The 22,231-nt window shown below is 63.1% G+C and carries 18 protein-coding genes; 8 read left to right on the forward strand and 10 right to left on the reverse strand.

Annotation, left to right across the window (positions count from 1 at the left end; translation table 11 throughout):
• Positions 1 to 286: 286 nt before the first annotated feature.
• The gene (locus NA647_RS17365; RefSeq protein ID WP_256058804.1) at positions 287 to 1,483 is read left to right on the forward strand and encodes a class I SAM-dependent rRNA methyltransferase; all 1,197 of its coding nucleotides are present in this window, start codon (positions 287 to 289) and stop codon (positions 1,481 to 1,483) included.
• Positions 1,484 to 1,542: 59 nt separating this feature from the next.
• Here NA647_RS17365 and NA647_RS17370 read toward each other — a convergent pair whose 3' ends face one another.
• Entirely contained in the window at positions 1,543 to 2,391 is an 849-nt protein-coding gene (locus tag NA647_RS17370) for an alpha/beta hydrolase (protein ID WP_256058805.1), read from the reverse strand.
• 476 nt (positions 2,392 to 2,867) lie between these two features.
• On the opposite strand from NA647_RS17370, the gene ilvD reads away from it, so the two are divergent.
• Positions 2,868 to 4,706: a dihydroxy-acid dehydratase gene (ilvD, locus tag NA647_RS17375; protein WP_256058806.1), complete on the forward strand. Its 1,839-nt coding sequence runs from the start codon at positions 2,868 to 2,870 to the stop codon at positions 4,704 to 4,706.
• Between the two features lie 354 nt (positions 4,707 to 5,060).
• Positions 5,061 to 6,602: a nucleobase:cation symporter-2 family protein gene (locus NA647_RS17380; RefSeq protein ID WP_256058807.1), complete on the forward strand. Its 1,542-nt coding sequence runs from the start codon at positions 5,061 to 5,063 to the stop codon at positions 6,600 to 6,602.
• 73 nt (positions 6,603 to 6,675) lie between these two features.
• Here NA647_RS17380 and NA647_RS17385 read toward each other — a convergent pair whose 3' ends face one another.
• Positions 6,676 to 7,035, reverse strand: a complete 360-nt coding sequence (locus tag NA647_RS17385; protein WP_256058808.1) for a DUF1090 domain-containing protein — start codon at positions 7,033 to 7,035, stop codon at positions 6,676 to 6,678.
• 163 nt (positions 7,036 to 7,198) lie between these two features.
• Here NA647_RS17385 and NA647_RS17390 point away from each other — a divergent pair, with 163 nt between their 5' ends.
• Complete coding sequence (locus NA647_RS17390; RefSeq protein WP_256058809.1) at positions 7,199 to 8,587, forward strand: uracil-xanthine permease family protein; 1,389 nt, start codon at positions 7,199 to 7,201, stop codon at positions 8,585 to 8,587.
• Here NA647_RS17390 and NA647_RS17395 read toward each other — a convergent pair whose 3' ends face one another.
• Positions 8,588 to 9,688 (reverse strand): NAD(P)/FAD-dependent oxidoreductase, encoded by a 1,101-nt coding sequence (locus NA647_RS17395; RefSeq protein ID WP_256058810.1) that lies wholly within the window; start codon positions 9,686 to 9,688, stop codon positions 8,588 to 8,590.
• A 102-nt stretch (positions 9,689 to 9,790) separates the two neighbouring features.
• Here NA647_RS17395 and NA647_RS17400 point away from each other — a divergent pair, with 102 nt between their 5' ends.
• On the forward strand, positions 9,791 to 10,246 hold the full coding sequence (locus NA647_RS17400) for a metallophosphoesterase family protein (RefSeq protein ID WP_256058811.1): 456 nt from the start codon (positions 9,791 to 9,793) through the stop codon (positions 10,244 to 10,246).
• Here the strand turns inward: NA647_RS17400 and NA647_RS17405 are convergent.
• A complete protein-coding gene (locus tag NA647_RS17405; protein ID WP_256058812.1) occupies positions 10,243 to 10,884 on the reverse strand; it encodes a YitT family protein in 642 nt (213 codons plus the stop codon). The genes NA647_RS17400 and NA647_RS17405 overlap by 4 nt on opposite strands.
• A gap of 85 nt (positions 10,885 to 10,969) precedes the next feature.
• Positions 10,970 to 11,485, reverse strand: coding sequence for a dihydrofolate reductase (locus tag NA647_RS17410; RefSeq protein WP_256058813.1), 516 nt, complete (start codon positions 11,483 to 11,485; stop codon positions 10,970 to 10,972).
• A gap of 151 nt (positions 11,486 to 11,636) precedes the next feature.
• Here NA647_RS17410 and NA647_RS17415 point away from each other — a divergent pair, with 151 nt between their 5' ends.
• Positions 11,637 to 12,755 carry a glycerophosphodiester phosphodiesterase gene (locus tag NA647_RS17415; RefSeq protein ID WP_256058814.1) on the forward strand — a complete coding sequence of 373 codons (1,119 nt, stop codon included), beginning with the start codon at positions 11,637 to 11,639 and terminating at the stop codon, positions 12,753 to 12,755.
• Between the two features lie 50 nt (positions 12,756 to 12,805).
• Here NA647_RS17415 and NA647_RS17420 read toward each other — a convergent pair whose 3' ends face one another.
• Positions 12,806 to 13,051: a DUF4282 domain-containing protein gene (locus tag NA647_RS17420; RefSeq protein WP_256058815.1), complete on the reverse strand. Its 246-nt coding sequence runs from the start codon at positions 13,049 to 13,051 to the stop codon at positions 12,806 to 12,808.
• 201 nt (positions 13,052 to 13,252) lie between these two features.
• Here NA647_RS17420 and NA647_RS17425 point away from each other — a divergent pair, with 201 nt between their 5' ends.
• On the forward strand, positions 13,253 to 14,656 hold the full coding sequence (locus NA647_RS17425) for a DUF2868 domain-containing protein (RefSeq protein WP_256058816.1): 1,404 nt from the start codon (positions 13,253 to 13,255) through the stop codon (positions 14,654 to 14,656).
• A 75-nt stretch (positions 14,657 to 14,731) separates the two neighbouring features.
• Complete coding sequence (locus NA647_RS17430; protein WP_256058817.1) at positions 14,732 to 16,105, forward strand: GTPase/DUF3482 domain-containing protein; 1,374 nt, start codon at positions 14,732 to 14,734, stop codon at positions 16,103 to 16,105.
• A 229-nt stretch (positions 16,106 to 16,334) separates the two neighbouring features.
• On the opposite strand, the gene phoU is transcribed toward NA647_RS17430, so the two are convergent.
• The 4 genes from phoU to NA647_RS17450 all read right to left on the reverse strand — a co-directional run bounded on the left by phoU (position 16,335) and on the right by NA647_RS17450 (position 22,118).
• On the reverse strand, positions 16,335 to 17,054 hold the full coding sequence (gene phoU, locus NA647_RS17435) for a phosphate signaling complex protein PhoU (RefSeq protein ID WP_256058818.1): 720 nt from the start codon (positions 17,052 to 17,054) through the stop codon (positions 16,335 to 16,337).
• A 118-nt stretch (positions 17,055 to 17,172) separates the two neighbouring features.
• Positions 17,173 to 18,000: a phosphate ABC transporter ATP-binding protein PstB gene (gene pstB, locus NA647_RS17440; RefSeq protein WP_256058819.1), complete on the reverse strand. Its 828-nt coding sequence runs from the start codon at positions 17,998 to 18,000 to the stop codon at positions 17,173 to 17,175.
• Positions 18,001 to 18,097: 97 nt separating this feature from the next.
• Positions 18,098 to 19,768 (reverse strand): phosphate ABC transporter permease PstA, encoded by a 1,671-nt coding sequence (gene pstA / locus NA647_RS17445; protein WP_336604966.1) that lies wholly within the window; start codon positions 19,766 to 19,768, stop codon positions 18,098 to 18,100.
• A 73-nt stretch (positions 19,769 to 19,841) separates the two neighbouring features.
• A complete protein-coding gene (locus NA647_RS17450) occupies positions 19,842 to 22,118 on the reverse strand; it encodes an ABC transporter permease subunit (RefSeq protein WP_256058820.1) in 2,277 nt (758 codons plus the stop codon).
• Positions 22,119 to 22,231 lie beyond the last annotated feature (113 nt).

Raw genomic sequence — 22,231 nt, forward strand, 5'->3', positions numbered from 1 at the left:
TTCAGCCCACCAAAGGCGATGTCGTGCTTTGCCACGTTGCTGAATGAATCCGGTGCGCTGAAGCACACCCTACGGACCTCGCTACAGCCTGTAGGCTCGGCCGGGCGGCGTGCCGCTTCAGCCCACCAATGCGGTCTGCATATACCAAAGCGGACAGCCTCTCGCCCCGAGCAAAGCCCCGAGCCGCTTTTGGCAACAGCCGACCCAGACAAGCCTTGGCTTTTAACCTGGAGCTTGCAGCCTGCCGCTCCTATACAATGCCCGCCTTTTTCCGGGAGCCCTGCCGATGACCCTGCCCAGCCTGCGCCTCAAAGCCAATGCCGATCGCCGTCTGCGTGCCGGCCATCTGTGGGTCTATAGCAATGAGGTGGACACCGCAGCCACGCCGCTCAGCGGTTTTGCTGCGGGTGACCAAGCCATTCTCGAAGCGGCTGGCGGTAAGCCGCTGGGCATTGTTGGGATATCGCCCAACAATCTGATCTGTGCCCGTCTGCTGTCGCGTGACCTCAAGCATAGCCTGGACAAATCGCTGCTGGTGCATCGCATTCAGGTCGCCCTCTCCCTGCGCGAGCGCCTGTTCGACCAGCCTTGCTATCGCCTGATCTACGGTGATTCAGACCTGCTACCCGGCCTGGTGATGGACCGCTTCCATGATCATCTCGTGGTGCAGCTGGCCTCGGCCACCATGGAGCGCAACAAGGATGCCGTGCTCGAAGCGCTGGTGCAGGTACTCAAGCCACGTGGCGTGCTTTGGAAGAACGATTCCAGCGCGCGCGACGCTGAGGGCCTGGAGCGTTACGTCGATACCGCGTTCGGCGTGGTGCCGGAATGGGTTGCTCTGGAAGAGAACGGCGTGAAATTCGAAGCTCCGGTGCTGCAGGGCCAGAAAACCGGCTGGTTCTACGACCATCGCATGAATCGTGCGCGTCTTGCCCCTTACGTCAAAGGCAAGCGTGTGCTCGACCTGTTCAGCTATATCGGTGGTTGGGGTGTGCAGGCTGCGGCGTTCGGCGCCAGCGAAGTATTCTGCGTCGACGCGTCGGCGTTCGCCCTGGATGGCGTCGAACGCAATGCCGCGCTCAACGGCGTCGCCGAAAAGATGACCTGCGTGGAAGGCGATGCCTTCGAAGCGCTGAAAGAACTTAAGAATGCCGAGGAGCGCTTCGACGTGGTCATTACCGACCCGCCAGCCTTCATCAAGCGCAAGAAGGACGTCAAGAACGGCGAAGCGGCCTACCGTCGTCTCAACGAAACGGCGATGCGCCTGCTCAACAAAGACGGCATCCTGGTCAGTGCCAGCTGCTCGATGCACCTGGAGGAAGACAACCTGCAGAACATCCTGCTCGGTAGCGCACGGCATCTGGATCGCAATATCCAGCTGCTCGAACGGGGCAGCCAGGGCCCAGACCATCCGGTGCATCCGGCGATTCCGGAAACGAGATACATCAAGAGCATGACCTGCCGAATCCTGCCGAACAGTTGATGACTCACTGCAGACGAAACCCCCGCACTGCAACGTGTGCGAGGGTTTCGGCGCAACGCTTACTCGATATCCTTGCGCTGCTCGGTCCACAAGACGCTGGTGCACAACTCGCAGAAGCGACCATAGAAGGTGGTGCGGGCCGTCTGATCTTCCATCAGCTGATAACGGAACCACGCTGTGGACGGTCCGCGATAGGCCCCACCGTCACCGACCGGCTCGAAGTGGCTGACGAAACGTCGCTCGCCCCAGAACACCGGTACGTTCGCCCGAGCGTAGACCGGCTGCGCGTTCAGATAGGGAAAGGCGATGGTGTCGCCGCCGCCTGACATCAGGAACATCGGCCCCTTCTGATTCCGCTGCGAAGCCGGATTATGGCCTAGGCCAATGGTGTACGGCTGAATAGGGGCCGTAGCGCTTATGCGATCATCCTGCCCGGCCATGATCGAACCGCCGCCACCCTGGGAATGACCGGATGTACCGACCCGGCCAGTATTGAGCACCCCCACGTAGGTACCGAAGCTGCGGTTGCTCTCCTGCACCAGATAATCAAGGCAGGCCAACATGTCACGCCCGGTGCCGGCGTTGGAGGTCTCCGCCGCCGCAACAACGAAACCATGGCTAGCCCAATGCGACAACAGGCCCGAATACGCGGTTGGCCCAGTTCCGGTCCCGTTGCCCCACAGCACGACCGGATGACGCACGCCATTTTGCCCCAGCGTGGAAGGCCGATAGATTCGGCAGTTTGGACCTTCGCTGCGGCTGGTGGTGGCATAAGGTCCGGAGCGCTCGAAATTCGACACCCCCGGAAATGGTGCCCCGGGGGTATCCGGCAATGGCGCAGCCAACGCAGACCCGCAGATCGCCAGGCCTAGCACAGCGGCAATACCGCTGAGTTTAATGTCCAGCATGTGTATTTCCTCTTGTTGTTCTGATCATGTGTTTGGACGTCGCGCCACTCACCCCATGCGAGTCGAACGCACTGCACCTCCTGAATCTACCGGCTTACCATCAGCGCGGGCGCCAGTCGGCCGAGTCAACCCTAGCCAGCGAAAACCACCGCGCCACTGGAAACGTCTTAGCGGCGGACGAACGGCTGCGCTTCGCCCCGGCTGAATAATTGATCATTACATTCAGTGTTGATGCGCTTAACTCAACATAGGATGAGGACCGGTAATCGTGCCGTTTGGCTCGCTGACAGGAACGCGCGTAGAATCGGCTCATTCCTCGCCATCATCCCCCGGCGGGCCAATGAGCCCAGGCCGTCCGAGCGATACCCCGCCTCGATCCGGCCCCTCCGCACGCACGGTCACCTACCGTTGCACGCGGAACAGGTGACGCTCACCATTAGCACTATTCGTATCGCTGATTAGCCGCAGGAACCGTCATGCCCGATTACCGCTCGAAAACCTCCACGCACGGCCGCAACATGGCCGGTGCCCGCGCGCTCTGGCGCGCCACCGGCATGAAGGACGAAGACTTCAAGAAGCCGATCATCGCCATCGCCAACTCCTTCACCCAGTTCGTACCCGGTCACGTGCACCTGAAGGACCTCGGTCAGCTGGTCGCTCGCGAGATCGAAAAGCACGGCGGCGTCGCCAAGGAATTCAACACCATCGCGGTCGATGACGGCATCGCCATGGGCCACGACGGCATGCTCTATTCGCTGCCTTCGCGAGAGATCATCGCCGACTCGGTGGAATACATGGTCAACGCGCATTGCGCTGACGCCATCGTCTGCATCTCCAACTGCGACAAGATCACCCCCGGCATGCTGATGGCCGCGCTGCGCCTGAATATCCCGGTGGTATTCGTCTCCGGTGGCCCGATGGAAGCCGGCAAGACCAAGCTGGCCAGCCACGGTCTCGACCTGGTCGACGCAATGGTCATCGCCGCCGATGAAAGCGCCTCCGACGAGAAGGTCGCTGAATACGAGCGCAGTGCCTGCCCGACCTGCGGCAGCTGCTCCGGCATGTTCACAGCCAACTCCATGAACTGCCTGGCCGAGGCCCTCGGGCTCGCCCTGCCCGGCAATGGCTCGACCCTGGCCACCCACAGCGATCGCGAGCAGCTGTTCCTGCGCGCCGGCCGCACCGTCGTCGAGCTGTGCCAGCGTTATTACGGCGAGGGCGACGAATCGGTACTGCCGCGCAACATCGCCAGCCGCCGCGCGTTCGAGAACGCCATGACGCTGGACATCGCCATGGGTGGGTCCACCAACACCATCCTGCACCTGCTGGCTGCGGCTCAGGAAGCCGAGGTCGATTTCGACCTGCGCGCCATCGACGCCCTGTCGCGCAAGGTGCCGCAGCTGTGCAAGGTCGCGCCGAACATCCAGAAGTACCATATGGAAGACGTGCACCGGGCCGGGGGCATTTTCTCCATCCTCGGCGAACTTGCGCGCGGCGGTCTGCTGCATACCGATGTGCCCACCGTGCACAGCCGCAGCATGGAAGAAGCCATCGCCCGGTGGGACATCACCCAGACCCAGGACGAAGCGGTACATACCTTCTTCAAGGCAGGCCCGGCCGGCATCCCGACGCAGACGGCGTTCAGCCAGTCGACCCGCTGGGACAGCCTGGATGACGACCGCGAAAACGGCTGCATCCGCAGCGTGGAACACGCCTACTCCCAGGAAGGTGGCCTGGCCGTGCTCTACGGCAACATCGCGCTCGATGGCTGTGTGGTGAAAACCGCGGGCGTGGATGAATCCATCCATGTCTTCGAAGGTACGGCGAAAATTTTCGAAAGCCAGGACAGCGCCGTGAAGGGCATCCTCAATGACGAGGTGAAGGCCGGCGATATCGTCATCATCCGCTACGAAGGCCCGAAAGGCGGCCCGGGCATGCAGGAAATGCTCTACCCGACCTCGTATCTGAAGTCCAAAGGCCTGGGCAAGGATTGCGCCCTGCTCACTGACGGTCGCTTCTCCGGCGGCACTTCAGGCCTGTCCATCGGTCACGCCTCGCCAGAAGCGGCTGCGGGCGGTGCCATTGGTCTGGTGCAGGACGGCGATAAGGTCCTGATAGACATCCCCAACCGCAGCATCCAGCTGCAGGTCAGCGATGAAGAGCTGTCCCATCGCCGCATCGAGCAGGACAAGAAGGGTTGGAAGCCGGCTCAGCCACGCGCGCGCAAGGTGACCACAGCGCTCAAGGCCTACGCCCTGCTCGCCACCAGCGCCGACAAGGGCGCGGTGCGCAACAAGGCGATGCTGGAAGACTAACCGGTACGCCGTCATCGTCATCGAGCCCGGCCTAGCGCCGGGCTCGTCGTTCTGGCGCGGTGTACCGCTACGGTACTTTTCAGCCCGGCACCGGCTGTAAACGCCCACGCGTATTTTGGCCATTCGTTGCCGCCCGTCCGTCAAACAATGCATGGCCGTTTGCTTTTTTTTCGACTAACCGGCCGTTACGCCTTGCATAGGTGACGGAAATGACCTGAATATGGCTTTTTGGCATCAGATCGCTGCCATTACTTGACATTTCGGTCAAGAACAAATGTATACAAAAACCTAGTAATTCCGACAATGAATTGTCTACATTAGGGGCACAAGAACAAACAGCGAGAAAGGAGCATCATGACAGCCTCATCCGCAAGAACATCTGCCGAGAAGCGTCCAGAGGACGAGAACCTCGGCGTCGGTGCCAACCTGGCCTATGGCCTGCAACATGTACTGACCATGTACGGAGGCATCGTTGCGGTGCCGCTAATCGTCGGTCAGGCGGCCGGTTTGTCGCCGGCCGAAATCGGTCTGCTCATCGCCGCCTCGCTGTTCGCCGGTGGTGCGGCCACCTTGTTGCAAACGCTTGGCCTGCCGTTCTTCGGCTGCCAGCTGCCGCTGGTACAGGGCGTATCCTTCGCCGGCGTGGCGACTATGATCGCCATCATCGGCAACGACGGCGCTGGCGGTCTGCCAGTGGTGTTCGGCGCGGTGATTGCCGCCTCGTTGATCGGCTTGCTGATCACACCGGTGTTCTCTCGTATCACCAAGTTCTTCCCACCTCTGGTCACCGGCATCGTCATCACCACCATCGGCCTGACTCTAATGCCCGTCGCGGCACGCTGGGCCATGGGTGGCAACAGCCAGGCACCGGATTTCGGCAGCATGGCCAATATTGGCCTGGCAGGCTTCACCCTGGCGTGCGTGCTGTTGCTGAGCAAGCTCGGCAGCGCGACCATTTCCCGTCTGTCCATCCTCCTGGCGATGGTGGTCGGTACCGTGGCCGCGGTGTTCTTCGGCATGGCCGACTTCTCCGGCGTACTGGACGGCCCTGTGGTCGCCATGCCCTCGCCGCTGCATTTCGGCGCGCCGGTATTCCAGTTCGCGGCGATCCTGTCGATGCTGATCGTGGTCATCGTCACGCTGGTGGAAACCTCCGCCGATATCCTTGCGGTCGGCGAAATCATCGACACCAAGGTCGACTCCAAACGTCTGGGCGATGGTCTGCGGGCAGACATGATTTCCAGCAGCCTGGCGCCGATCTTCGGCTCCTTCACCCAGAGTGCCTTCGCCCAAAACGTGGGATTGGTAGCCGTCACCGGCATCAAGAGCCGTTACGTGGTGGCCTTTGCCGGCCTGATTCTGGTGACGCTCGGCCTGCTGCCGGTGATGGGTCGTCTGGTTGCGGCAGTACCCACCGCAGTGCTCGGCGGCGCCGGCATCGTGCTGTTCGGCACCGTGGCCGCTGCCGGTATCCGCACCCTGGCGCAGGTCGAGTACCGCAACAACATGAACCTGATCATCGTCGCCACCTCGATCGGCTTCGGCATGATCCCGATCGCCGCGCCGAGCTTCTACCACCACTTCCCGGCCTGGTTCGAAACCATCTTCCACTCGGGCATCAGCTCGGCGGCGATCATGGCGATCCTGCTGAACCTGCTGTTCAACCACCTGACCGCCGGCAACTCGGACCAGCAGTCGGTATTCGCCGCAGCCAGCGAGCGCACCCTGCGCTACCAGGATGTCGCCGCGCTGCATGACGGCGACCACTTCCGCGATGGCAAGCTGTATGACGTGGACGGCAACGAGGTTCCGGTAATCGACGCCGAAGACCACGGCGCACCCACGCAGCAGCCACCGCAAGCCAAGATGACGGACGCGGTTCCGACCAGCAGTTAAGGGCGCCGCACGAAAGTCCGATTGAAGACAATGCCCGCCTCATCCAGGCGGGCATTGTTTTGTTAGCCAAACCCTATTCTTCTAGTATTTCGCGCAACTCGTTCCTGGCTTCGGCCAGCTTGCGCTCGCGTGTTTCGATCTTCTCCGGATCGCCACCACGTAACGCTTCTTGCAGATCGGCTTCACGCTCGCTGATCTCCTCCCGCGCCTCGTCGATATCTTCCTGCCGTTCAGCCTGCAGCTCCGCGTCGGTGCAGTGCGCCCGGACCTTGCTCAGCGCGGTTTCCAGGCCGCCAATACGCCCGGCGTTGCCCTGCTCGCGGGCATGCTCCAGCTGGCGGAGAATGCCCGCTTCCTTGCTGGCACAGCTTTCCTGAGCGTGGGCCAACCCGGTCATGAGCGACAGCAGTGTCATTGCGACGGCGATTTTCATTCGGAGCACTCCTCGATTGAGATTCGGTGATTGCAGGAGTCGTATCAGTGCAACTGGTTGCGGGAAATAACTACAACTGGCCTTCAAGGCCCCCCGAACGCCGCACTGTCCGTACGGCATTCCGGTCAGTAGAATCGCGCTCTTTTCGCCTGGAAGGACGGCCATGAGCGCTCCCGACAATAAAACCGCCCCCGAAACGCCAGACGAGCTGGTCTATGGGCTCGATGACCGTCCGCGTCCCTGGATCGCTTTTCTCGCCGCACTGCAGCATCTGCTGGCGATCATCGTGCCCATCGTCACTCCCGGCCTGCTGATCTGCCAGGCCATCGGCGTATCGCCGCGCGATACCAACATCATCGTCTCCATGTCGCTGGTGATCTCCGGCATCGCCACCTTCGTGCAATGCAAGCGCTTCGGACCGCTGGGTGCCGGGCTGCTGATCGTGCAGGGCACCAGCTTCAATTTCGTCGGACCGCTGATCGCTGGCGGCGTGCTGATGGTGGGGCAAGGTACGCCGGTGGAAGGCGTGATGGCGGCAATCTTCGGCGTGGTCATCGCCGGCTCCTTCATCGAGATGGGCGTGTCGCGCGTCCTGCCCTTTATCAAACGCCTGATCACACCATTGGTGACTGGCATCGTGGTGCTGATGATCGGCCTGACGCTGATCAAGGTCGGTCTGATCAGCATGGGCGGCGGTTACGCGGCCATGGGCGACGGCACCTTCGCCAGCCGCGAGAACTTGCTGCTGTCCGGTGTGGTGCTGGCGGCCATCGTCGTGCTCAACCGGTTACCAGTGGTGTGGCTGCGCAGCTGCGCGATCATTATTGCGCTGGCCATTGGCTATGCACTGGCCGCTTACCTCGGTCGCCTGGACTTCACCGGCATGCGCGAAGCGGAGCTGTTCGAAGTCCCGATGCCGTTGCATTTCGGCCTGGGCTTCTCCTGGAGCTTGTTCATCCCCATGGTGGTGATCTATCTGGTCACCTCGCTGGAAGCCATCGGCGACATCACGGCTACCAGCAAGCTTTCGCGCCAGCCGGTCGAAGGCCCGTTGTGGATGCAGCGCATCAAGGGCGGCGTGCTGGTCAATGGCGCCAACTCGCTGCTGGCGGGCATTTTCAACACCTTCCCCAGCTCTGTGTTCGCGCAGAACAACGGCATCATCCAGCTGACCGGCATTGCCAGCCGCTACATCGGCATGTGGATCGCCGTGATGCTGGTGGTGCTCGGCCTGTTCCCGGCCGTAGCCGGCGTGCTGCAAGCGGTGCCTGAGCCCGTGCTGGGCGGGGCCGCACTGGTGATGTTCGGTGCGGTGGCGGCGGCGGGCATCAACATCCTTGCCGGTATTCAGCTGGATCGTCGCGCGCTGCTGATTATCTCGGTGTCGCTGGCGCTCGGCCTGGGGTTTTCCCAGGTGCCGGAATTTCTGGCGAACCTGCCGACGGCGCTGCGCAACGTACTGGAGTCGGGCGTCGCCACCGGCGGCATCTGCGCACTGCTGATGAATTGGTTTCTGCCCGAGTCGCCAGAGACGACGCGCGAGCAGGCCTGATCAACTGAGGTGCTGGCACACCTCGTCGGCAATCGCCAAGGCTGCGGTCAGCCCTGGCGACTCAATACCGAACAGATTCACCAACCCGGCGATGCCATGCTGCGCCGGGCCGTCGATCCGAAAATCCGCCGCTGGCTCGCCCGGGCCGCTGATTTTCGGTCGGATGCCGGTGTAAGCCGGTTGCAGCACGCCATCCGGTAGCCCGGGCCAATAACGGCGGATGGCGGCGTAAAACCCATCGGCACGACGAGTATCCAGATCGTAATCGAGCGACTCGACCCACTGCACGTCCGGGCCGAAGCGGGCCTGACCACCCAGATCCAACGTCAGGTGCACACCCAGCCCGCCTGGCTCGGGTAGCGGATAAACCAGATGCCGGAAAGGCGTCGCCGTCGCCAGGCTGAAATAACTGCCCTTGGCGAAATAGCGCATTGGCACCGCATCGGCAGGCAGGCCTCGGGTCCGGGCGGCGATCACCGGCGCCGCATGCCCGGCGCAGTTGATCACGGCCGACGCGATCAGCGTCATCGGCTCATCGCCACCGATATCGACACGCAACCCGGCATCCGTAACCTCCATTGCCTGCACTGGCGCACGCAGCGCCAGCAACGCACCCGCGCGCTCGGCGTCGCCCTGCAGCGCCAGCATCAGCGCGTGGCTGTCGACGATGCCGGTGCTCGGTGACAGGAGTCCCGCGACGGCGCTCAGCTGCGGCTCTAGCGCTTTCACCTCGTCGCCATCGAGCCGCTGCAGATCATCGACGCCGTTGGCGGTGCCGTGCGCCTGTAGCGCTTGAAGCCCGGCCAGTTGCGACGCGTCGGTCGCAACGATCAGCTTGCCGCAGCGCCGATAAGGGACGCCGTGGCTGTCGCAGAAGGCATAGAGCGCATCCCGCCCGGCCACGCATAGCCGCGCCTTCAGCGAGCCTTGCGGATAATAAATGCCGGCATGAATGACTTCGCTGTTGCGCGAACTGGTGCCCGTGCCGATGGCCGCCTCGGCTTCCACAATCAGCACCTCGCGCCCGGTTCGCGCCAGTACCCGTGCCACAGCAAGCCCCACGACTCCCGCCCCGATGACGATGCAATCGACCCGTTCCATTGACTCGCCCTGTTCGTTCGAACATCAGACTGCCGCAACATCGAACCGCAGCCAAGTCTCGGTTGCCTTAACCTGGAGCACACTCGAACGACTGGAGTCCGCATGCGCATCGGCATCATTTCCGACACCCACGGCCTGCTTCGGCCCGAAGCGGTGGCCGCATTGAAAGGTTGCGACCGCATCATCCATGCAGGCGACATCGGCAAGGCGGAAGTTTTTGACGCGCTGCGAGAGCTGGCGCCGCTGGACGCGATTCGCGGCAATGTCGACAGCGGTGAATGGGCCGCCGAAATCCCCGAGCGGCTGGATCTGCAGCTTGGCGGGCTGCGCATTCACGTGCTGCACGATCTCAAGGAACTGGCGCTGAACCCTGCCGACGCCGGTATCGCCGTGGTGATCGCCGGGCATTCCCATCAGCCGAAGATCGAGCAGATCGACAATGTGCTCTACATCAATCCGGGCAGTGCCGGGCGGCGCCGCTTCACGCTGCCGATCAGCCTGGCGTTGCTGGACATCGAAGACGGCCAGCCCCGCCCGCAGCTGGTTACGCTGGGCTAGCTGACTCCCATATACCGGTCGGCACGATGGTTAATCGCCAGCACCAGGTTCAGCGCCACCGCACCGAGCACGGATAGCACGACCTTTTCCGGCGGCACGACGAACACCGCTGCTAGCACGATCAACGCATCGATGCACATCTGGAAGGTGCCCGCGCGCAGGCCGATGCGATCCTGCAGATACAACGCCAAGATGTTCACCCCGCCGAGGCTGGCGCGGTGGCGGAACAACATCAGCAGCCCGACGCCCATGGCGAAGCCGCCGAACAGCGTCGCGTAGTAAATATTCAATTCGGCGAAGCGGATCCAGTGTGGCGTCAACTCGGCCAGCAGCGAGACCAGCCCCACGGCAACGACGGTGCGCAGGGTAAAACCCCAGCCCATGCGCCAGATCGCCAAGAGGTAGAAAGGGAGGTTGAGCGTGAAGAACACCAGCCCGAAGGGCCAACCGGCGAAATACTTGAGGAGGAAGGCCAGGCCCACCGTGCCGCCGGTCAGCAGACCCGCATGGCTATAAAAGGCGATGCCCAGCGCCACCATCGCGGTGCCCAGCAGCAAGGCCAGCGCATCCTCCCAGAGCGGATGACGTACGAATATCGCCGCGATCGTCTCTCCGGCGTCCGGTCTGTTGTTCTGCATAGAAAAGTCTCGTGGCAAACGAGCGGAAAGCATAGAACCTGACGCCAAGCGAGGACTTGGTGTCGATCAAGGAAAGCTGGGCGATTCAGCCCCGCTGCCAGGTCTCGAAGCGATAGCCCGGCGCCTCACCCTCGGCCGGATGCGCCTGACAGTCGCTGCGCTGCCATTCGGCTTCGTCAAACGGCGGGAAGAACGCGTCGCCGTCGGGGTTGGCTTCGATGCGGGTCAGATACAGGCGCTGTGCCTGGCCTAAGGCCTGGGCATAGAGCTGCGCACCGCCGATCAGCATCAGCTCATCGACGCCCTGCTCGCGCGCCCATTGCTCGGCGCGAACCAGCGCAGCGTCCAGACTGGTGAAGGTTTCGGCGCCTTCGAGTTGTAGATCCGGCTGACGACTGACCACCAGGTTAAGCCGCCCCGGCAGCGGGCGCCCGAGTGAGTCCCAGGTCTTGCGTCCCATGATGATCGGCTTTCCAAGGGTCTTCGCTTTGAAGTGCTTGAGATCGGCCGGCAGATGCCAGGGCATGCGGTTCTCGAGGCCGATGACCCGGTTTTCCGCGAGCGCGGCGATCATGGCAAGGGGAAGGTTGGTCTGATTCATGGCGGCGAGGATAGCAGAGGGCCCACGGGCAGTCAGCGGCGCCGGGTTAACGTCAATAACATCGAACTGTCATGTTCGTACCACCGAAGCGTCAAGCGGGCGTCACTGATACGCTTCAGGCTGATCGCTCCCCTCCCACGGAGACGCCCACATGGCCCCTACCCGTACGCTACGTCACTGGTTCACCGCCTGCGGCTTGTTGCTGCCGATCGCCACATTCGCCGCCACTCCCGATTCGGCCAGTGTCGCGAAACTGCAAGGGCATCACAACGAGCCCAACCCGCTGGTGATCGCCCACCGCGGCGCCAGCGGCTACGTTCCCGAGCACACGCTCGCTTCGTACGCCCTGGCCGTTCTGCAGGGCGCCGACTACATCGAGCCGGATCTGGTGATGACCCGCGACGGGGAACTGGTTGCCCGTCACGACAACGAACTCGGGCTGACCACCGATGTGTCCCAGCACCCTGAATTCGCCGATCGCAAACGCACGCAGATGGTCGACGGCGTCAGCCTGACCGGTTGGTTCAGCGAAGATTTCACCCTGGCCGAGCTGAAAACGCTGCGCGCCATCGAGCGCATTCCGGAGATCCGTCCCGGCAACGCCCGCCTCGACGGCGGCCTGGAAATCCCCACGCTGCAAGAAATCATCGACCTGGTGAAAACCCTGCAGCTGAGCGAGCGCCGCCGTATCGGCCTATACCCCGAGACCAAGCACCCGACGCATTTCCAGCAGCTGGGCCTGGCCATGGAGCAGCCGCTGGTGCGCATCCTTCACCGCAACGGCTACGCCGGACGCAATGCACCGGTGTACATCCAGTCGTTCGAAGTGGAAAACCTGAAGACCCTGAGCCGCCTGACGCAGCTGCGGCTGGTTCAACTGTTCAGCGGCGGCCAGCCGTACGACCAGCAGGTGCGCGGCAGCGAGCTGACCTATGCACAGATGGCGACGGCCGAAGGGCTCAAGGCGATTTCACGTTACGCGGCGGGCGTCGGCCCCGAGAAGAGCTACATCATCCCGCGCGACGCCAACGGCAATCTGGGCCAAGCCACGGAGTTCGTCCCGAACGCCCACGCTGCGGGACTCAAGGTGCATCCGTATACCTTCCGCGCCGAGAACGCGTTCCTGCCGACCAATCTGCGCGCCGGTGACGAACCGTCCGAACGCGGCGACATTGAAGCTGACATCCGGGCCTACCTCGACGCCGGCATCGACGGCCTGTTCATCGACCAGCCGGACATCGGGGTGAAGGTTCGCGCTCAGGTCGAATGACGGTAGGAGAGAAAAGGTAGAAAAGGCGGCAGGGAAGCCGCCTCGGCCAATCACTGACGAATGGCAATTTTCTTCAGGTTGTCGTTGATCTTAAACATCACGATCAGCAGCTCACACCAGAGTCGCGTGCCGACCAGTCCGCCAACCAGGATCGCCAGGCCGGACCAGAGGCCTCCGCCGAATACGCCGAACATGGCGGCAACACCGCAGATAATGACGGCCAGAAGCCCCGCCCAGTACACCAGGGTGATGATCTTGGGCGTCAACATGGCGTCGAAGAAGAAAATATCTTTCATGGCAAAGTCCTTTTTAGAGCGGAAGGCGGGCCAGCAAAGCGTGGCGAACCGGCCTATCCGTGGCAGGTGATGCGGCAAGCCGCGAAGCGATCATTGATCGGCGGCGGATCGTACAGCACGCTCCGGCCTGACGACTTGACTGAGTTCACTCTTCCGGCGAGCAACGTTATTCTCAGAACCAAACCCTTTACGAGAAGCCGCGTGCCCGCTCCCTCATCACCCGCTGCTGAATCGCCCCCCCCACTCGACCGCCTCTGGCTGACCGAAGCCATCCGCCTGCGCGAAGAGCGCGCCGGGCCGCTCGATGATTCCGAGGCCAATCGCCTGGCCCGCGCGCAGGGCGGCGCGTTGCCGGAGTTGATCCAACTCCGCGCGCTGTGGCTGGCGCGCCGTGACGGCCTGATCGAGGCGCTGCGGCATTGGCGGCAAGGGGCGAAGCTGGGCGGCATCGCGCTCGTTCTGCTGGCGCTGTTCACCGGAGCGGGGCTCGCCCTGGCGGCGCTGGGCGACGGCGTGCGGCCGGTCAATGTGTTCTGGGCGTTGGGCAGTCTGCTCGGGCTGAATCTGCTGACGCTGCTGGGTTGGTTGCTGGGATTCTTCTTCGCCGGCGATGCCGGCGGTGCGCTGGGCCGCCTGTGGCTCTGGCTCAGTGAAAAGCTCGCCCGTGACGCCCGAGCGGTTCAGCTGGCGCCGGCCCTGCTGTCAGTGCTGGAACAACACCGCCTCGGCCGTTGGCTGCTGGGGCTTGGTGTACACGGTATGTGGCTGCTGGCGATGTCCAGCGCGCTGCTGACTCTATTGGCGCTGCTGGCGACGCGACGTTATGGCTTCGCCTGGGAAACCACCATTCTCGGCGAAAGCACCTTCATCAGCCTGACCCAGGCGCTCGGCGCGCTGCCCGCGCTGCTGGGCTTCAGTGTGCCGGATATCGAGCAGATCCGAGCCAGCGGTGCCTTGGCCGGCAGCGCCGAAACCGCCCGGCAAAGCTGGGCCGGCTGGCTGGTCGGCGTGGTGTTGGTCTACGGCCTGCTGCCGCGTCTGCTGCTGGCGCTGCTTTGTCTGTGGTGCTGGCGGCGGGGTCATGCACAGCTGGGCCTGGACCTGCAGCTGCCAGCCTACCGCTTGTTACGCGAACGTCTGCAGCCACCCAGCGAACGCCTCGGTGTCAACGATGCCGCTCCGGCCCAGCTGCATACGCCACATGCCGGCGAGCACCTGGATGGTAGCGAAGGTGCCGTGCTGGTAGCCATCGAGCTGGAGCCGAGCCACCCCTGGCCACCGAAGCTGCCAAGGTCGGTGGCCAACGCCGGCGTGCTGGACGACCGCGAGCAGCGCCGTCGTCTGCTGGAACAGTTGACCCGCTTCCCACCACAACGTCTGGCCATCGCCTGCGATCCGCGCCGCTCGCCCGATCGCGGCACCCTGGCACTGATCGGCGAGCTGAGCCGTTGTGCCGCAGAAAGTCGCATCTGGCTGTTGCAGGCGCCCGCTGGCGAAGCGCTGGACAGTTATCGGCTGCAGGATTGGCACCAGGCGCTGGAGGGCCTTGGGTTGCCTCATTCGGGCAGCGTCCCCATGACCTGGTTGGAGACTGGCCATGATTGATGAGCTCGGCTCGATTCCGGCGGACGCCAGCCAGTGCGTCCATAGCTTCGTAAACACCAAGACGGAATTTCAGTCATGAGCGCGCCCCTGAAGCTCGCGCTGGTCGGCCACACCAATGTCGGCAAGACTTCGCTGCTGCGCACCCTCACACGTGATGTTGGCTTCGGCGAGGTCTCGCATCGGCCCAGCACCACCCGTCATGTCGAAGGCGCGCGGCTCTCGGTGGACGGCGAACCGCTGCTGGAGCTCTACGACACGCCGGGCCTCGAGGACGCCATCGCCCTGCTCGACCATCTCGAACGTATCGAACGACCCGGCGAGCGCCTCGATGGTCCGGCGCGCACGGCCCGTTTTCTCGACGGCAGCGAGGCGCGCCAGCGTTTCGAACAGGAAGCCAAGGTGCTACGCCAGCTATTGACCAGCGATGCCGGCCTCTACGTCATCGATGCCCGCGAGCCGGTATTGGCCAAGTACAAGGACGAGCTGGCGGTGCTGGCCGGCTGTGGCAAACCGCTGCTGCCGGTACTCAACTTCGTCGCCCAGCCCGGTCACCGTGAAGAGCAGTGGCGCGAAGCCCTGGCACGGCTGGGCCTGCATGCATTGGTGCGCTTCGACAGCGTGGCGCCGCCGATCGACGGCGAGCGTCGCTTGTACGAAAGCCTGGCGCTGCTGCTGGAGCAGTCGCGCCCGAAGTTGCAGCGCCTGATCGACGACCATGAAGCCCAGGCCGCCGCACGACTGAGCGAGGGCAACCGATTGATCGCCGACTTGCTGGTGGATGTCGCCGCCTGTCGTCGCAGCGTCGCCGCCCAGCCGGAACTGGAGCGCGGCGCCATCAGGGAGCTGCACGATGCCGTGCGCGCACGCGAGCAACGTTGTGTCGACGCCTTGTTGCGTCTTTACGGCTTCCGTCCACAGGACGCCGCAGCCGCCGAACTGCCGTTGCTCGACGGCCGCTGGGGCGATGACTTGTTCAATCCCGAAACGCTCAAGCAGCTGGGCGTGAAGATCGGTGGCGGCATGGCCGCAGGCGCGGCAGCCGGGGCCGGTGTCGACCTGATGGTCGGCGGCATTACCCTTGGCGCCGCCGCGTTGCTCGGCGCAATCGCTGGCGGTGGCGCGCAAACCGCCAGGCATTACGGCAACCGCCTGCTTGGCAAGCTCAAAGGCAAACGCGAATTGACCGTCGATGACGCCGTGCTGCGCCTGCTCGCCCTGCGCCAACGCCAATTGTTGGCCACTCTTGCCGCCCGCGGACATGCCGCTATAGAGGCGATCCGTCTCGATGCGCCGGACGACAAAGCGTGGCGCGAGGGCAAGCTACCCGAGGCACTGCATCGCTGCCGTGCGCATCCGCAATGGTCATCGCTGAACCCTGGCGCACGGCTGGAGCAGGTCGAGCGGCAACAGCAACTGGCGGAGCTAATCGTCAGCTTGCAGCGCAGCTAGCCGCCTGCGGCGGGATTGGTACGGCGGCTGCAGAAATCCGTAAGGTGGGCTTTAGCCCACCGAGCGCCGGTTGGCCGGCCGACGCATTCCGAGTGGCGTCTGGTGGGCTGAAGCCCACCCTACCAAGCTGAAGGCCCATCCTACGAGGCTAACCATCGAGCACAACACTGTCATGTAGGGTGGGCCGGGCGGCGTTCCGCTTCAGCCCACCAATAGGCCCCGCCGATCTTCAGTCGCGCTTGCTGGCGACCTCTTCTGCCATGCGCGTGAGGCCCAGATGGCGGACGTCGGTGCCGCGTACCAGGTAGATCACCAGTTCGGCGATGTTGCGGGCGTGGTCGCCGATGCGTTCCAGCGAGCGCAGCGCCCAGATTACGCTGAGCACGCGGGAGATCGAGCGCGGGTCTTCCATCATGAAGGTGACCAGCTCGCGCAGGGCAGTCTTGTATTCGCGGTCTACGGTCTTGTCGTACTGTGCCACCGACAACGCAAGGTCGGCGTCAAAGCGGGCGAAAGCGTCCAACGCCTCGCGCACCATCTTGCGCACTTGGTCGCCGATATGACGCACCTCGACATAGCCGCGCGGCGACTCGCCTTCTTCGCATAGCTGGATGGCGCGACGGGCAATTTTGGTGGCTTCGTCGCCGATGCGCTCGAGATCGATCACCGACTTCGAGACGCTGATGATCAGCCGCAGATCGGACGCCGCTGGCTGGCGACGGGCGAGGATGCGCACGCATTCCTCGTCGATGTTGCGCTCCATCTGGTTGATCTGGTCATCGACGTCGCGGACCTGCTGTGCCAGCCCGGAATCGGCCTCGATCAGCGCGGTGACTGCGTCGTTGACCTGCTTCTCTACCAGCCCGCCCATGGCCAGAAGATGACTGCGCACCTCTTCCAGCTCAGCGTTGAATTGCTGGGAGATGTGTTGGGTATGGATGTCTTTCATTTGTTCGCTCCGCGAAAGCTGGGAGTTGAAAGCAGGAAGCTGGAAGCCAAACGTCAGAAGCCGAAGCCGTTGCTGCTTTCTTCCAGCTTCAGGCTTTCAGCTTCAAGCTAACGCGCGCTTAGCCATAACGCCCCGTGATGTAATCCTCGGTCTGCTTCTTAGCCGGGTTGGTAAAGAGCGTGTCCGTATCGCCGTATTCGATCAGTTTGCCCATGTACATGAAGGCGGTGTAATCGGAGACGCGCGCAGCCTGCTGCATGTTGTGGGTAACGATGACGATGGTGTATTTGGATTTCAGTTCGTAGATCAGCTCTTCGACCTTCAGCGAGGAGATCGGATCGAGGGCGGAGCTGGGTTCGTCGAGCAACAGGACTTCCGGCTGGACGGCGATGGTTCTCGCGATCACCAGGCGCTGCTGTTGGCCGCCGGAGAGGCCCAGCGCCGATTCGTGCAAGCGATCCTTGACTTCCTCCCACAGTGCCGCGCCCTTGAGCGCCCACTCGACGGTCTCGTCGAGTACGCGCTTCTGCTTGATGCCCTGAATACGCAGCCCATAGACCACGTTCTCGTAGATGCTCTTGGGGAAGGGGTTGGGCTTCTGGAACACCATGCCGACACGGCGACGCAGATCGGCAACATCTTCACCCTTGCGGTAGATGTTGGTTCCATCAAGGTTGATGGCGCCTTCGATGCGGCAACCGTCGACCAGATCGTTCATCCGATTGAAGCAGCGCAGCAGCGTGGACTTGCCGCAGCCGGACGGGCCGATAAAGGCCGTCACGCGCTGGCGCGGGATATTCATGCTGACGTTGAACAGCGCCTGCTTCTGACCGTAGTACAGGCTCAGGTCCGGCACCTCGATGGCCACCGGCTCGTCGGCCAGGCTGAGGCTGCGCTTGTCGCGGCCAAGGGCTGAAATGTCGATGGAATGGGTATTCGATTGCATGTGCTCACTCCGTGAAGAGCTGGAAGCTGAAAGCCTGAAGCTGGAGTTGAAAGCGCTCTTGCTTCCAGCTTCAGGCTTCTAGCTTCCAGCTAAACGATTAATGATCCAGCGCCTTGTATTTCTCGCGCAGGTGGTTGCGGATGACGACCGCACTGAGGTTGAGCGTTGCGATCACTAGCACCAGCAGCAACGCCGTCGCGTAGACCAGCGGCCGCGCCGCTTCGACATTGGGGCTCTGGAAGCCGACGTCGAAGATGTGGAAGCCCAGGTGCATGATTTTCTGGTCCAGGTGCAGGTAAGGATAGTTGCCGTTGAGCGGCAGCGAAGGCGCCAGCTTGACCACACCCACCAGCATCAGCGGCGCCACTTCACCGGCAGCGCGAGCCACGGCGAGGATCAGGCCGGTCATCATTGCCGGGCTGGCCATAGGCAATACGACCTTCCAAAGCGTCTCCGACTTGGTCGCACCGAGGGCCAGGGAGCCTTCGCGTATCATCCGCGGAATACGCGCCAGGCCTTCTTCGGTGGCGACGATCACCACCGGCAAGGTCAGGATCGCCAGGGTCAACGACGCCCACATCAGACCCGGCGTGCCAAATACCGGGGCCGGAGCCGCTTCAGGATAGAAGATGCGATCGAGCGAGCCACCCAGTACGTATACGAAGAAGCCCAGGCCGAACACGCCGTAGACGATGGACGGCACACCAGCGAGGTTATTCACCGCGATGCGGATGATGCGAGTCAGCACGCCCTGCTTCGCATACTCACGTAGATACACCGCGGCGATCACGCCGAACGGGGTGACGATCGCCGCCATGATGATGGTCATCAGCACGGTGCCAAAGATAGCCGGGAAGATGCCGCCCTCGGTGTTCGCCTCGCGCGGCTCGTCGCTGACGAACTCCCATACCTTCGCAAAGTAGAAGCCCAGCTTCTCGAAAGTCGACATCGCATTGGGGCGGTAAGCACGTACGATCTTGCCGAGGCTGATCGCCTGCTCGCGGCCGTCCATGGTGCGCATGGTGATGCTGTCGCGGTTGAAGCCTTGATACAGGGCGGTCAGCTCGCCTTCGAGCGCCCTGTATTCGCCATCCCACTGCGCGCGCTCGGCGTCCAGTTCAGCCTGAGCCGCGGCGTCGAGTTGGTCATTAAGCTCCAACTTGCGGGTCTTGAGGCGCAGGCGCTCAAGGCCATGGTTGATCCGGCCGATATCGACCTGTTCCAGACGGGCAATCTTGGCGTGAAGCTCGTCGATGCGCTCGATTCGTTGCTGCAACTCAGCCCAGGCCGCATCGCCTTCGGCGACCAACTCACCGCTCTCCTTAACGCTCAGCAGCTCGCCATAGAAGTTGCCCCACTCACGCCGCTCCAAGACGATCAAATTCGCAGGTTTGCGCGGGTTGCTCAACCATTCGCCGATGACCCAGGAGAAGTCCGCGCCATAGACCTCACGATTGCCGACCTTGAGCAGCTCACGAGTCATGAACTCGCCGCCCTCGACGTCCACCGGCAAACCACTGGCGGCCAGACGGGCACGTGGTACCTCTTCGGCCTGTACCCGCTCGCCGGCCAGCACGCGTGGCTCGGCACCGGGCACCTGGTAATCGGCGACCATGACGTCGGCCGGCCAGAAGTGTTCCAGCCCGCGCACGGCGATTACTGCCAGCAGGCCGAGGGTCATGATCACGGCGATGGACACCGCACCGGCGTTCATCCAGACCCAGGGGGTGCCGCTCTTGATCCAGGTTTTCAGCGAATCCTTTTTCACGGATCGTTACCTTTGTCTTAATCCCGACGCAGCCGCAATTGGCTGCATGTTGCGCCCGCAGGCGCGGCTCTCATTACAGGCTGGCGTACTTGCGACGCAGGCGCTGGCGAATCAGCTCGGCCAAGGTGTTCATCACGAAGGTGAACATCAGCAGCACCATCGCCGCGAGGAACAGCACGCGGTAATGGGTGCTGCCCACTTCCGATTCAGGCATTTCCACCGCGACGTTGGCCGCCAGGGTGCGCATGCCTTCGAAGATGTTGGCCTCCATGATCGGCGTATTGCCGGTGGCCATCAGCACGATCATGGTTTCGCCCACGGCGCGACCCATGCCGATCATCAGCGCCGAGAAAATGCCCGGGCTGGCGGTCAGCAACACCACGCGGGTCAGCGTCTGCCAGGGTGTCGCACCGAGCGCCAGCGAGCCCAGGGTGAGACTCTTCGGCACGCTGAACACGGCGTCTTCGGCGATCGAGTAGATCGTCGGGATCACCGCGAAACCCATCGCCAGGCCGATCACCAACGCGTTGCGCTGATCGAAGGGAATGTCCATTTCGTTGGTCAGCCACAGGCGCATGTCGCCACCGAAGAACCAGTTCTCCAGATAGCCGCTGACGGCCAGCGAGCCCCAGCCCACCGCCAGGATCACCGGGATCAGCAGCACCGCTTCCCAGCCCTCCGGCACGTTCAGGCGTACGTTTTCCGGCAGCCGGCTCCAGAGCCAGGCGGCCAGCAGAATGCCCACCGGCATCAGCAATAGCAGGCTGAATATCCCCGGCAGGTGGTTTTCCAGATAGGGCGCGAGGAACAGGCCGGCAAAAAAGCCAAGAATGACCGTTGGCAACGCTTCCATCAGCTCGATCACCGGCTTGACCTTGCGGCGTAGGGCCGGGGCCATGAAGTAAGCGGTGTAGAAGGCCGCGCAGATCGCCAGCGGTGCCGCCAGCAACATGGCGTAGAACGCCGCTTTGAGGGTACCGAAGGCCAGCGGCGAAAGGCTCAGCTTGGGCTCAAAGTCACCGGTCGCGGAGGTGGACTGCCAGACGTAATCCGGCTCCGGATAGCTTTCGTACCAGACCTTGCCCCACAGCGCGCTCCAGGAAATTTCCGGGTGCGGGTTATCGATCACGAAGCGCTGCAGCTGGTCGCCCGATTCCACCAGCAGGCGGGTGGCCCGGGGCGACAGGGCGGCGACAGCCGCACCCTCGGCGACCGGTTCGGTCAGCAGCGTGCGATGCGCGGTGCTGTGGAAAATCCCCAGGGTGCCGGCGCTGTCGAGGGCGAGGAAGCCCTTGCGGCGCTCTTCGGGAAGGATCTGAGTGATCGGCTGATCAGCCAGCTGGAAGTTACGCACGTTCTGAAGCTCGGCCTGGCCATCGTTGCCGCGCACCATGAACCATTGGCCGATCCCGCCTGCCGAATCGCCAACCATCAGCGAGATGCCACCAAGCAGCGCGGCGACGCTGGTGATCTCACCTTTGCCCCCGAGCAACTTGTAGCGCCCGTTGAGTTGCTTGCGACGCAGATCGAAGACATCGACGCTGGCCCGACCACTCACCGCGAACAGCCACATATGGCGCGGATCGATGCGCAGCGCCTTGATCGGCTCGGAGAGTTGCGGAAGATCCAGGCGCTCCTGTTCCTGGGTGGTTTCCCCTGTCAGCAGATTCTCGGTGGTGGCAATCCGCAGTGCCTGGAGCGCGCCATTGGCGGCGCCGGCTACCATCAAGGTCTTGCCGTTTACGCTGACCGCGGCGTGGGCGATGGGCCGGCCTTCTGGGTCGAGCTGCAGCGGTTCCTGGCCGAACGGGTAATCCAGCTGTGGAGTGATGGTCTTGTTGCCGTTCGGGTAGGTGACCTTGTAGTTGTGTTCGACGACGAGCACCTGGCCATTCTCCAGGCCCAGCACGATACGTCGATTGCCGGGCGTGTCCTGGCCAACCGAGACGATGCGGCTGCCAGCCGGTAGCGGCAGGTCGATGGTGCGCAAGGATTCGCCGGTCCGCAGGCTGAAGAAGCGAACCAGGCCATCGTTGCCGAGGCGCATGGCGACCTGATTCTGCTCTTCCATGGCCAGCAACAGCGGCTCGCCAGCGTCTGCCAGCCAAGTCGGCTGTTGCGCATCGCGCGCCTCCAGCTCGGCGCCCTGAAACATCGGCAGGACGACCTGTGCGAGGTAGAAGAAAATCAAGCAGATGGCGCCAAGCACGGCGAGGCCACCAATGGAGACGTACCAACGCGCCAGGTTGTCGTTTAGCGCGCGGATGCGGCGCTTGCGTTGCAGAGCTGGTGTATTGAAGTCCAGCCGTTGCACATCGGAATTCGCGCTCATGGTCTCTATATCGTTCATGCGAAGGTCCTGGCCGCTCAGGCCGTCAAAACTGCTGCGCCATCCGGCACACGTCGTTTCCACTGGATACCGAGGGCCGCTGGGCGCCTAAATCTAATCAAGCTGTGTGACAG

Origin of the sequence: Stutzerimonas stutzeri, assembly GCF_024448985.1 — a bacterium.
GTDB classification, from domain to species: Bacteria; Pseudomonadota; Gammaproteobacteria; order Pseudomonadales; family Pseudomonadaceae; genus Stutzerimonas; species Stutzerimonas stutzeri_AP.

Coding starts and splice junctions, on each gene's coding strand:
- NA647_RS17365 (WP_256058804.1), top strand. CDS start 287: ATGACCCTGCCCAGCCTGCGCCTCAAAGCCAATGCCGATCGCCGTCTG.
- NA647_RS17370 (WP_256058805.1), bottom strand. CDS start 2,391: ATGCTGGACATTAAACTCAGCGGTATTGCCGCTGTGCTAGGCCTGGCG.
- ilvD (WP_256058806.1), top strand. CDS start 2,868: ATGCCCGATTACCGCTCGAAAACCTCCACGCACGGCCGCAACATGGCC.
- NA647_RS17380 (WP_256058807.1), top strand. CDS start 5,061: ATGACAGCCTCATCCGCAAGAACATCTGCCGAGAAGCGTCCAGAGGAC.
- NA647_RS17385 (WP_256058808.1), bottom strand. CDS start 7,035: ATGAAAATCGCCGTCGCAATGACACTGCTGTCGCTCATGACCGGGTTG.
- NA647_RS17390 (WP_256058809.1), top strand. CDS start 7,199: ATGAGCGCTCCCGACAATAAAACCGCCCCCGAAACGCCAGACGAGCTG.
- NA647_RS17395 (WP_256058810.1), bottom strand. CDS start 9,688: ATGGAACGGGTCGATTGCATCGTCATCGGGGCGGGAGTCGTGGGGCTT.
- NA647_RS17400 (WP_256058811.1), top strand. CDS start 9,791: ATGCGCATCGGCATCATTTCCGACACCCACGGCCTGCTTCGGCCCGAA.
- NA647_RS17405 (WP_256058812.1), bottom strand. CDS start 10,884: ATGCAGAACAACAGACCGGACGCCGGAGAGACGATCGCGGCGATATTC.
- NA647_RS17410 (WP_256058813.1), bottom strand. CDS start 11,485: ATGAATCAGACCAACCTTCCCCTTGCCATGATCGCCGCGCTCGCGGAA.
- NA647_RS17415 (WP_256058814.1), top strand. CDS start 11,637: ATGGCCCCTACCCGTACGCTACGTCACTGGTTCACCGCCTGCGGCTTG.
- NA647_RS17420 (WP_256058815.1), bottom strand. CDS start 13,051: ATGAAAGATATTTTCTTCTTCGACGCCATGTTGACGCCCAAGATCATC.
- NA647_RS17430 (WP_256058817.1), top strand. CDS start 14,732: ATGAGCGCGCCCCTGAAGCTCGCGCTGGTCGGCCACACCAATGTCGGC.
- phoU (WP_256058818.1), bottom strand. CDS start 17,054: ATGAAAGACATCCATACCCAACACATCTCCCAGCAATTCAACGCTGAG.
- pstB (WP_256058819.1), bottom strand. CDS start 18,000: ATGCAATCGAATACCCATTCCATCGACATTTCAGCCCTTGGCCGCGAC.
- NA647_RS17450 (WP_256058820.1), bottom strand. CDS start 22,118: ATGAACGATATAGAGACCATGAGCGCGAATTCCGATGTGCAACGGCTG.